Annotated in this window: 12 protein-coding genes; 6 read left to right on the forward strand and 6 right to left on the reverse strand. The window is 65.7% G+C overall.

All coding sequences use genetic code 11. The features are described from left to right. Positions 1-760 (forward strand): alpha/beta fold hydrolase (locus EN738_RS22610; protein WP_127285660.1); only part of this gene is annotated, 760 nt, incomplete at its 5' end. A 34-nt stretch (positions 761-794) separates the two neighbouring features. Here the strand turns inward: EN738_RS22610 and EN738_RS22615 are convergent. Then, the gene (locus EN738_RS22615; RefSeq protein ID WP_245493354.1) at positions 795-2,759 is read right to left on the reverse strand and encodes a BTAD domain-containing putative transcriptional regulator; all 1,965 of its coding nucleotides are present in this window, start codon (positions 2,757-2,759) and stop codon (positions 795-797) included. Positions 2,760-2,984: 225 nt separating this feature from the next. Between EN738_RS22615 and EN738_RS22620 the strand changes: the two genes are divergently transcribed. Continuing rightward, positions 2,985-3,221: a hypothetical protein gene (locus tag EN738_RS22620; RefSeq protein WP_127285662.1), complete on the forward strand. Its 237-nt coding sequence runs from the start codon at positions 2,985-2,987 to the stop codon at positions 3,219-3,221. 43 nt (positions 3,222-3,264) lie between these two features. Here EN738_RS22620 and EN738_RS22625 read toward each other — a convergent pair whose 3' ends face one another. The 3 genes from EN738_RS22625 to EN738_RS22635 form a co-directional block, all read right to left on the reverse strand. After that, entirely contained in the window at positions 3,265-3,645 is a 381-nt protein-coding gene (locus EN738_RS22625) for a YciI family protein (RefSeq protein WP_127285663.1), read from the reverse strand. A 95-nt stretch (positions 3,646-3,740) separates the two neighbouring features. Then, a complete protein-coding gene (locus tag EN738_RS22630; RefSeq protein ID WP_127285664.1) occupies positions 3,741-5,150 on the reverse strand; it encodes an ATP-binding protein in 1,410 nt (469 codons plus the stop codon). Beyond that, positions 5,147-5,863: a response regulator transcription factor gene (locus EN738_RS22635; protein ID WP_127285665.1), complete on the reverse strand. Its 717-nt coding sequence runs from the start codon at positions 5,861-5,863 to the stop codon at positions 5,147-5,149. The genes EN738_RS22630 and EN738_RS22635 overlap by 4 nt, the downstream gene beginning before the upstream one ends. Positions 5,864-6,100: 237 nt before the next feature. Here EN738_RS22635 and EN738_RS22640 point away from each other — a divergent pair, with 237 nt between their 5' ends. The 4 genes from EN738_RS22640 (at position 6,101) to clpS (ending at position 7,598) form a co-directional block, all read left to right on the forward strand. Then, complete coding sequence (locus EN738_RS22640) at positions 6,101-6,403, forward strand: hypothetical protein (protein WP_127285666.1); 303 nt, start codon at positions 6,101-6,103, stop codon at positions 6,401-6,403. 40 nt (positions 6,404-6,443) lie between these two features. Continuing rightward, positions 6,444-6,689: a hypothetical protein gene (locus tag EN738_RS22645; protein WP_127285667.1), complete on the forward strand. Its 246-nt coding sequence runs from the start codon at positions 6,444-6,446 to the stop codon at positions 6,687-6,689. A gap of 174 nt (positions 6,690-6,863) precedes the next feature. Then, the gene (locus EN738_RS22650; RefSeq protein WP_127285668.1) at positions 6,864-7,178 is read left to right on the forward strand and encodes a hypothetical protein; all 315 of its coding nucleotides are present in this window, start codon (positions 6,864-6,866) and stop codon (positions 7,176-7,178) included. Positions 7,179-7,292: 114 nt separating this feature from the next. After that, a complete protein-coding gene (clpS, locus tag EN738_RS22655; RefSeq protein WP_127285669.1) occupies positions 7,293-7,598 on the forward strand; it encodes an ATP-dependent Clp protease adapter ClpS in 306 nt (101 codons plus the stop codon). Positions 7,599-7,788: 190 nt separating this feature from the next. Here the strand turns inward: clpS and EN738_RS22660 are convergent, their stop codons facing one another. Beyond that, a complete protein-coding gene (locus tag EN738_RS22660; protein ID WP_127285670.1) occupies positions 7,789-9,876 on the reverse strand; it encodes a hypothetical protein in 2,088 nt (695 codons plus the stop codon). A gap of 2 nt (positions 9,877-9,878) precedes the next feature. Then, on the reverse strand, positions 9,879-10,857 hold a 979-nt coding region (locus EN738_RS22665; protein WP_145966901.1), incomplete at its 5' end, for a DUF4159 domain-containing protein.

Here is a 10,857-nt window from a genome sequence, read left to right on the forward strand (position 1 = left end):
GTCGTTCAGCACCCATGCGGCCTGGCGGCCGATGCAGAAATGGCTTGCGCCCGGCTATCGCATGATCGGCACCAGTCTCTGCGGCTACGGGGCGACGGCGGAGACCCGCAGGCGCGATGATTTCGGCATGCGGCACGAGCTTCGGATCATCGAGCATGCGGCACGCCGCGCCGGCGAACCCGTGCATCTGGTCGGGCATTCCTTCGGCGGTACGGTCGCCCTTGCCGCTGCCCTGGCAAACTCCGTCGAGGTGGCGAGCCTGACGCTGTTCGAGGCAAATCCGCTGGCCCTCCTTGCTCGGCCGCCGAGGCGGAATATCCATCAAGAAGTTCTGGAACTCAGCCGCGAATTTAGCGCCGCCGTCGATGCCGGCGAAGCCGATGCGGCGGCCATGATCATCGACTTCTGGGGCCGTCCGGGAACATTTGCGGCGATGCCCGAGGCCGTCCGCGACTACTGCCGCAAGACTGCGGCGACCAATGCGATCGACTGGCTGACGGACTTCGGGTTCGAGGCTGGGGTCGAGGACTACCGCCGCCTGGACATTCCGGTTCTCCTCGTCAGGGGCGAGTTCGCCAATCCGGCGATGGTGGCCATGACCGACGTGCTGGCACGGGCTTTGCCGAATGCGCGTCGCGCGGTCGTCGACGGCGCCGGCCACTTCCTCATTGCGACCCATGCGCAAAAATGCGCCGCGCTGCTGACGCGATTCCTGACGGTTGCGGACGCGGCGCTGCCGGAGCTCGCGATGGTGGTTTAGCGGCTGAGGCAGGTCGCCGGATTGAAAGGAGCACTCATTCGGGCAAGCCGGCCAGCCGCAGCGCTTCGACATATCTGGCGAAATAGTCCGGCTTGATCAGCCCCACCCTGTATTTGAGGTTGGAAAGCGTCAGTTCGGGATCGAGCCGCAGCGAGCGCGCGATATGCTTGCTCGCGGCATCCAACCTGCCGGCCATTGCATTGCTGGCGGCCGCGACGCGCAGGCCGGTGAGATAGTATGGCTGCGCGCGGGAAGCCGCCTCGGCAATTGGCCACGCATCATCGTGGCGGCCGGCCACGAAATGCGCGAAAGCGGTGAATGACTGCATGAAAAAGGTCAGCGGATCGAGCGGGCTTAGCCGCCTTGCCCGCGACAGGTGCTCGATGGCGATGTCCGGGTCGTCGTGGCAGGCCTTGAGGCAGCCGCTGGCGCTCCAGGCGGCGGCGCAGTTCGGATTCAGCACGAGCGCGCGGTCGGCCAGTGCCGAACCGGCCTCGTAGTCGCCCATGACATAGCCCAGCGCCAGACCACTGAAGGCCAGCGCCACCGCGTCGTCGTGGCCGGCGATGGCGACGTTGCCGACCAGCCGCGAGACCTCGGTGGTCTCCTTCTGCCGGTCTGTCATCCAGCCATTCGCCATCCGCCAGAAATAGCACCAGGCGGCAGCGCCTTGCGCGGCGGCAAAATCGGGGTCGAGCTGGATAGCCTTGTAGAACTGCGGCAGTGCCTCTTCCAGCCCCTCCCTCGTCCAGCGGTAAAGGCTCGCCATGCCGCGCAGATAGTGGTCGTAGGCGTCGAGACTCTCGGTGGGCTTGCGTTTGGCGCGCGCTATCTCGGCCTGCTCGAGCCTGGGCGAAATCGCGCCGATGACGCTGGATGCGACGAGGTCCTGCAGTTCGAACACCTCCGCGATGTCGCCTTCGAAGCGATCAGCCCAGAGAGTCACCCCCGCCGTCGCTTCGATGAGCTGGCCCGCCACGCGCAGCCGGCTGCCGGCCCTGCGGACGCTGCCCTCCAGCACGTAGCGCACACCGAGTTCCCGTGCCACGCGCGTGACGTCGACCGCCTGGCCCTTGTAGGCAAAGGCGGAATTCCGCGCGATCACGAACAGCCAGTTCACATGCGACAGCGCCGTCGTGATCTCCTCGACGACGCCGTCGGTGAAATATTCCTGCTCGGCGTCGCCGCTCATATTCTGGAACGGCAGAACAGCAATCGACGGCTTTTCCGGCACTGAAACGGCAGGGCGCGGCGGCTCCGCCTTCGCTTCCGGGCGGGACGGTTCGACCTCAGGCGGTCCGCCCTCGGCCATCGGTTCCGTCAGATGCCCCGGCGCTTCGATGCGTTCGAGCAGTGCCCGCGTCGCCTCTTCGGGCTCGACTCCGAGCTCGCGCTTCAGGGCTTCCTTGCAGGCCAGGAACTGGCGGAAGGCATCGTTGGTCTTGCCGCGGCTTCGGAAGATCCGGATCAGGGCGCGGTGGGCCTGCTCGGCGCATGGGTCGAGAGCCACCAGCCGCTCGGCCAGTCTTTCACACGCCTGTTCCTGGTGCGAACCCAATTCCGGCAAGAGGCTCAGTCGCTCGACCAGGTCCAGCGCCTTGCGAGTGTAGGTCGCCCGAAACGGCGCAAGCCATTCGTCGATCTCGTGTGGGAATGCCAGCCCGTCGAGCAGGTCGCCCCGGTAGAAGTCGGCCGCTGCCGCGAGGCTTGCACCATCATCGGCCTGGCACTTCTGGTCAAAAATCCAGATGTCGGCTTCATCGGCATTCGCCGCCAGCCAGATGGTGTCGGCATTGCCTTCGATGCGAATGGTCTCGTCGCCTGTGGACGGAAACAGCCGCCTGATGTCGACCAGGGCCTGGCGCAGGCTGTTTCGCGCCTGCTGCTCGCCGCTGCCAGCCCACAGCATCGCCGCCACCCTCTCGCGGCGAAGGCCCTTGGGGCCAGCCAAAACGAGCGCGGCAAAGAGCAACGCCGTCTTGCGCGTCGCGAAATGCAAAGGTTGCCCGCCTGCGGAGGCAACCTCGATGTCGCCAAGCAATCGGATATGCACCCCGACCCCCGAGAAACAGCCTCAGATAGAATATCACGTCCCGTCGCCGACTTAACGACGATTTAGCGCTGCTGTTCGCGGTTTTTCCCCGCGTTTTCACGCCTGCATGAACATCGGCAAAGCGCGCCGGTGGGACATTGCCCTCGTGAGTTCGAAAGAGGGAGAATTGCAATGACCTACATCAGCCTCAGCAGCTTCCGGCCGACCTCCCGTTTTGCCGGCACTCTCGCTGCCCATGTCGCGACCGCCTTCGCCGGGCTTCGGCGCTGGTATCAGGATGCCATGCAGCGCAGGGCTCTGGCCGGACTGTCGATATCTGACCTGAAGGACTTCGGCTATCCCGTCGATGAAGCTCCCGCCGATGTCGCGGCCCGCGGCCGCATCGCCGGGCGCAGTCCTCTGCGGTGATCCTTGCCGACGCGCACTGCCTGAATTGCCCTGCAGGCGCTTCTCATCCCTTGCCGGCAGCCAGCGGCGCGCCGGGCAGGTAAAGCATGATCGGCCGGATTTCGTAGACCGCGCTCGGATTGACGCGCTTGAGGTCGCGCGCCGTGGCAATCGCCTCGTCCTGGTCGGCGCAGTCGAGGACATAGAGGCCCAGCAACTGTTCCTTGGTCTCGGCAAAGGGTCCGTCGATCACCATGCCGTCGCCTGGGCCGCGCAGCGTGACGGCTTTCGCCGTCTCGCCCAGCCTCGCCGCCGGCCCAAGCTTGCCTGCGCGGGTCAGCCTGTCGTTGACCTCGAGCAGGTCGACCATCAGCGCGGCATCCTCCTCGGGCGTCCAGGACTGGACGGTTTGTTCGACGTGGTAGGCCAGGATAGCGTAGAACATGGGTGCGATTTTCCTCAAGCCGGAGCGGGCCGCACTATCCCAAGGATGGCATGGCTGATCCAGTCCCCACGGCAAGCGGCCCGCCGCCTCCTGACTCAAGCTGCCAGCGGCAGGCGCAGCTCCGTCAGCAGGCCGCCGCCAGGGTTGTTGGAGAGGCTGATTTCGCCGCCGGCGGCGCGCGCGATGTTGCGGGCAATGGTCAGGCCAAGGCCAAGGCCGCCGGTCTGGCGGTTGCGCGACTGCTCGATGCGGACGAACGAGCCGAACACCGCGTCGAGCTGGGCCTGGGGGATGCCCGGACCTTCGTCGCGGATGGCCAGCGTGACCGTGTGTTCTGATCGCTCCAGGCTGAGATGCGCCTTCTTGCCATAGGTCACGGCGTTCTGGACAAGGTTGGTGACGCAGCGTTTCAGCGCCACCGGCCGAGCAACGCAGATCAGGCCGCGCGGCCGGGTGCCGTCATGGTCGAACGAAACCTCCTCGAAACCGTCGGCGATCGATTCCACCAGCGACCAGAAATCGATGCGTTCAGCCTTTTCCTCGGTCACCTCGAACTTGGCGAAGTCGATGACGGAGCTGGAGATGCTCTCGATGTCGGCGAGGTCATGGGCGAGCGCTTCGCGGGCCGGCGATTTGCGCAGCAATTCGAGGCGCAGCCGCATCCTGGTCAGCGGCGTGCGCAGATCGTGGGCAAGTGCCGCCGCAAGGTGCTCGCGGTCCTCGACATAGGCGCGCAGCCTGACCTGCATGGCATTGACCGCCTTGGCGGCGGCGCGGATCTCGCGGCTGCCGGTCTCGGCGATCGGCGGGAACTTCAGGTCGTTGCCGATCCGGTTCACGGCGGTTTCCATCATCCGGTAGGGCGCGGTCAGCCGGCGCAACGACCAGATCGACATCACCACCACCAGCCCGGCGATCAGCGAATAGAGCGGCAGGCTGTCGAAGCTCAGGATCGGCCCCACCGGGGTAATCGGCTCGGTGAAGTTCAGCCATTGGCCATCGGCAAAGCGCAGCGAGGCCGTCAGCTTGTCGCTCTGGGCGAAATCCGCCGCCAGCACCAGGAGGTCGCGCTCGACCTGGCCGACATCCTTGTTGGGAATGACGCCGCCGGGAGCATCGGCCTCCTGCGTTGCCGGATCGCGCCGCACGCGCGCGTCGGTGATGCCGAATTTCGACAGGCGGCCAACGAGAATGTCCTCCAGTTCGGCAAGCTCGTCGTCGCCGGCAATCGAGGAGGAGACGGCGGGCGTATCGGAAACGGTCAGCGCATAGGTGGCGTTGAACAGGCCTGACGCCGTCGCCTTGCGCTCCTCCGGCGTCGCATCATGCATCAGCTGCACCAGCGAGAAGGCGCGGTCGTTCAGCCGGTAGAGGTCGACCACGTCGTTGGCGGCGGCGCGGTCGCGCGAGACGATGTAGAGCGTCGCGACCTGGCTGATCAGCAGGCCGGCAATGACGATGAGCAGCACCCAGACGGGCAGGGTCTGCGGCAGGAAGCGTCTCATTCGGTGGTCGTCTCGGGCAGGAACTGGTAGCCGCCGCTGCGCACGGTGAGGATCAGCTTCGGCGTCTTGGGGTCGTCCTCCATCTTGCGCCGCAGCCGGCTGACCAGGATGTCGACGCTGCGGTCGAAACTGTAGCCGGTGTCGCCGCCGGACAGCTCGATCAGCTGGTCGCGGGTCAGCACGCGCTGGGCGCTTTTGACGAAGGTCTGCAGGAGGTTGAATTCGGCCATGGTCAGCTCGACCCTGACGTCGCCGGGCGCCGTCAGCCGGCGGCGCGAGCAGTCCATCGTCCAGCCGGCGAAATGGTAGATCTGCTTGGCGGCCGGCCGGCGCGGCTCGGCGACGCCGTTGCGTCTCAGCACGGCGCGGATGCGGGCCAGCAGCTCGCGCGGGTCGAAGGGTTTCGGCACATAGTCGTCGGCGCCCATCTCCAGCCCGACGACCCGGTCGGTGGTCTCGGTGACGGCCGTCAGCATGATGATCGGCGTGGTGTAGTTGGCGCGGAGCTCGCGGCAGAGCTCCAGCCCGCTCTTTCCCGGCAGCATCACGTCAAGCACGATGAGGTCGACCTGCGCGCGCCGCAGGATCGCCTCCATCTCGGTGCCGTCGGCGGCAACCGTGGTGCGCAGCCCGCGCTTCTGGAAAAACTCCTGAAGCAGGTCGCGTATGCCCTTGTCGTCGTCGACGATCAGTATGTGTGCGTCGGATTTCACGGGAACCCTGTCATTCTGGTGGCCTGTGGTCGTTCTGATATCACCCACACGATAGAATTCCGGCCATATCTTGGCCAGTGGCGACGATGCTTCGCGAGGCTGGATTCACCAGAAACAATCCAGAAACAAAATTCTACAGTCGGGAAAAACTCCTGAAAAATTTCAAGGGCATAACTGGTGTCGTGGCGGTCAGGTCATCGGCTGCGACGCTAGTCTCCGGAGTAACGGACAAGACCAATGCAGAGGTTCACGATCAGCTTGATGGGTGCGTTGCTCAGCATTTCGCTCGTCACGGCAGCGGTCGCGGCCTCCAACGCAAAGGTGACGCCGATCACCCGGGCCGAGCGCTGCAGCGATCTCAACCGCCAGGTTGACGAAGCCCTCGAAACCCATGCCGCGGCAACGCAGGTCACCGCGGCGAAGGCACTTCAGAGAAAGGGAAACCGGTTCTGCGCCAACAAGAAGCAGGCACAGGGAATCCGGATGCTCGCGAACGCTTTGAAGCTGCTTGGAGTGACACCGATCGACCCGGTTCAGTGACGCTCAAACCCCGACCCGCACAAGAAAAGGAAATGAAGCCATGAAAAAGTCCCTCCTCTCCGCCCTCGGCCTCGGCATTGCTCTCGCTTTCTCGATGCCGGCTCTCGGCAATGCGGCCGCGACCACGACCGCTGCTCCGGCTGCTTCGACGACGACCGCTCCGGCGACCGCCGCGCCGGCCAAGGCTGCTCCGAAGAAGGTTGCCGCCAAGAAGGTCTGCAAGGTGACCAAGACGCACAAGTGCCCGGTCAAGAAGGCCAAGAAGGCTCCGGCGAAGAAGTCCTGATCCGCAAGCCTGTTCTTGCAATCGAGGCCGCTTCAGCCGCACCCCGGCTGGGGCGGCCTTGGCTCGACTGGTGCCGACCTCCGAACCGAGGCGCCAACCGGGTCACGCTGAAACCGGTCCCACGGCCAGCGATCCTTAACCCGGTCGCAATGCCGATCCTGTAGGACAATCCGCATGAAGAAGCGGTTTTCGTCCCTTATGCGTTCGATGGCGCTTGGCGGCCTGGTCGTCACAGGTCTGGCCAAGATGCTGATCCTTTTGACCGCCAGTCCCGTGCCTGACCCTGCCAGCGGACGGACCGAGCCTTCGCTGTTCGCGCCCAAGATCTCAACCAACTGGGACTACATCACCCCGCTGCAGACCTGGCTGCTGATCGTGCTGATGGGCACGACCCTGATCGCCTTCGCGGCCTGGGCGCTCATGGCCTTGATGGAACGCAGGGCGGACGGGCCGCCCATCGACCGCATCGCCGGCCGCCACGGCCGTTGAACGGCAGACGATAGATCCCACATAGATTCGTGAACGGCCGCGCCGTCGGCGGAAATGGACGGTCGCGTTCGCGCATGACAAAATGTGAGCCTTCCTTGCCGCCGCCGGGTTCCGATGCCTGAAACCGTCACCAAGCCACGCACCAGGACGAAGCCGCAGACCGAGCGGCCGAAACTCTACAAGGTCATCCTGATCAACGACGACTTCACGCCGCGCGAATTCGTGGTGACGGTGCTGAAGGCCGAGTTCAGGCTGAGCGAGGACCAGGCGCAGCGGGTGATGATCACCGCGCACCGGCGCGGCGTCTGCGTCGTCGCCGTCTTCACCAAGGATATCGCGGAAACCAAGGCGACGCGGGCGACGGACGCCGGCAAGGCCAAGGGTTATCCGCTGCTGTTTACGACGGAACCGGAGGAGTAGGGTCGCGACTGCCTTTTCTCCCCGTCACTATACGGGGAGAAATGTCCGGCAGGACAATGAGGGGCGGCGCTGGCGCTAGAAGAGTTTCCCCTGGATAATCCGTGACGATCGCCAATCACTTCAGTTGGCGCCGCCCCTCATCCGCCCTTTGGGCACCTTCTCCCCGTGAACGGGGCGAAGGAAGGAGGGGCTACCGCCCCTCGCGGTACCACATCGAGCCCATTGCCAGGAGCAGCAGGCCGAGGCCGAGGAAGCCGCCGAACAGCGGCACGCGCGAGACGGCCTTGAGCAGGCTGTCGTCGGTTGTGCGCAGGCCGATCCAGTCGGCGCCGGATGCGACACCGGAAGAACGGACCGGAACGATCGAAGGCAGCGTCACGCCGCCGGTAATGCCGCCGAGCGCGGAGGTGGCGGCCAGCCGGCGCACGCTGCCACCGGTCGCCTCGACCGGCGCCTTCAGCCGGTCCTCGGTCGAGATGACATTGGTGAACTCCGGCGCGTTGATCGGGCCGACATGGGCCAGCGCGGTGAGGTCACCATTGCCGACCTGGTAAAGGCCGATCTCCTTGGTCTCGACGCTGCCGAGGAAGATGCCGGGTTCGGACTTCTCGAGCCTGACGATCAGCGCCTTGCCGGACGGCGTGATGACCTGCGCGGGACCAGGGTCGTCGCTCATCGTCTGGCGGCGGATCTCCAGCACCATGCCGCGTCCGTCGGCAGTCAGCCGCTCCTCCTCGAGCTCCGGCTCCTTCATCAGCCAGTGGGCGATGCGGCGGTAGAGCTGGACATGCGGGCCGCCGCCTTCGAAGCCGCGCGCCCACAGCCAGCCCTGGTCGGACAAGAGCATGCCGACGCGGCCTTCGCCCTTGCGGTCGAGCAGGAGCAGCGGCAAATTGTCGGCGCCCTTCATCACCACTTCGCCTTCGGGGTTCTTGACGCCGATGGTGCGGAACCACCGGCTCCAGTGCGGCGGTTCGGTGTTGGAGCCGTCGAGGCCGCGCGTCACCGGATGGCGCTGGCCGAGGTCGGTGAGGCGCGGGTAGAAGGCCTTGTCGACGACCTCGCCGCTCGGCATCGCCGGTAGCGCCGACATCAGCGGCGTACGGGCGATCGAGCTCTCGCCGGCATATTCGGGACCGGCGGCGATCAGCAGCGCGCCGCCCTTTTCGACATATTCGGAGATGTAGTCGTAGTAGAGGATCGGCAGCACGTCGCGGTGCTGGTAGCGGTCGAAGATGATCAGGTCGAAATCCTTGATCTTCTCGACGAACAATTCGCGCGTCGGGAAGGCGATCAGCGACAGCTCGTTGATCGGCGTGCCGTCCTGCTTTTCCGGCGGCCGCAAAATGGTGAAGTGGACGAGGTCTACCGAGGCGTCCGACTTCAAAAGGTTGCGCCAGGTGCGCTCGCCCGCATGCGGTTCGCCGGAGACGAGCAGCACGCGCAGATTCTCGCGGATGCCGTCGACCAGGGCGATGGCGCGGTTGTTGGCATCGGTCAGCTCGCCGGGCTCGTGATCGATGGCGAGCTCGATGATGTTGCGGCCGGCATTGGGAACGGTGACCTGCAGCGGCATCGTCTGGCCGATCGTGGCGCGCTCGACCGAGACCTGCTCGCCATTGATCGAGACGCGGACATCGACCTGACCGGCCTGATCGCCAGTGGCGATGACACGGTAGGTCATGTCGAGCGGCTTGCCGACGAGGCCGAAGCGCGGCGCGTTCTCGAACCTGATGCGGCGGTCCTTCTCGTGGTCGTTGCCGGTGATCAGCGCGTGCAGCGGCGCGCTGAAATCAGGCGCGCCGGCAGGTGCGTCATGCACCTCGCCGTCGGTGATCATGATTGCGCCGCCGATGCGCGACGGCGGCACGTCGCGGAAGGCGCCTTCCAGCGCGCTGAACAGCCTGGTGTCGGTGCGTTCCTCGGCGGCATCTGACTTGCCGGCCTCGACGACGCGCACGTCGAACTGCTTGAAGCGGGCAAGCCGCTGCTGCAGCCCGGCGAGCGCTTCGTCGGTCTGCCTGGTACGCTCGCCGATGTCCTGGCTCTGGCTGCGATCGACGACGACGGCGACGACGCTCTTCAGCGCGTCGCGCTCCTCGTCGAGGAACACCGGGTTGAGCAGCGCGGCGCCGAGCGCCAGCAAGGCTGTGAAGCGCAGCACCGAGCCGCGCTGGCGGAACCACAGGCCGACCAGCGCCAGCAACGCCAGCGGCGCCAGCACGGCGGCAAGCCAGGGCCAGGACAGAAGCGGTTCGAAGGAGATCGACCAGTTCATGCTTACTGCCCCAGCCGTTCGAGCAGGACAGGCACATGCACCTGATCGGATTTGTAGTTGCCGGTCAGCATGTACATCATGATGTTGACGCCGGCGCGCAGCGCATAGATCCGCTGCATCGGGTCCGCCGGCACCGTCGGCAGCAACGGGTCGCCATTCTCGTCCACCGCCCAGGCGCCGGCGAAATCATTGGCGGTGATCAGGATCGGCGAAACGCCGTCGCCGACGCGCACCGGACGGTTCTCGGCGTTGCTGGCGTCGAGCGAGGCCTCGACCCAGAGCGGGCTGCCGTTGAACCGCCCGGGAAACTCCGGAAGGATGAAGAAGGATTTGGTCAGCACGTGGTCCGAAGGCACCGGCTCCAGCGGCGGCACGTTGAGATTGCCGAGAATGTCGCGCAGCCGTTCCGTTGCCGGACTGGTCGAGTTCGCGCCGATGCCGTTGGCGAACTGGTCGCGGGTATCGAACAGCACCGTGCCGCCCTGCTGCATATAGGCGTCGATGCGGGCGATCGAGGTTTCGCTCGGCATCGGGGCGGTGGGGTCGATCGGCCAGTAGATCAGCGGGTAGAAGGACAATTCATCCTTGGCGATGTCGACGCCGGCCGGATCACCGGGCTCCAGCGCGGTCTTCTCGATCAGGAAGCGGGTCAGGCCTTCCAGTCCGGCGCGGCTGATTGAATCGACGCCGGGCTCGCCGGTCAGCACATAGGCGATGCGGGTCTTCGAGATGTCCTCGATCGCCTGCGTGTCGTCCGGCTTCGCGTCATCGGCGCGGGCGAGGTCGGCATGGCCGACAAGCGCGCCAAGCGCGATCAGCAGGGCAGCCGCGGTGGTCGCTGCGGCGCGCCGGGGTCGGCGCGAGAGCAGGCCGCCCATCCAGAACACCGCCAGCGTGTCGAGCACCATCAGTACCAGCGCCGCCGCGACCAGCGAGCCCTTCAGATTGCGCGATTCGTCGAAGGCGTACTGGATGCTGGTC

This window comes from Mesorhizobium sp. M4B.F.Ca.ET.017.02.2.1, from assembly GCF_003998955.1.
Taxonomy (GTDB): Bacteria; Pseudomonadota; Alphaproteobacteria; order Rhizobiales; family Rhizobiaceae; genus Mesorhizobium; species Mesorhizobium abyssinicae.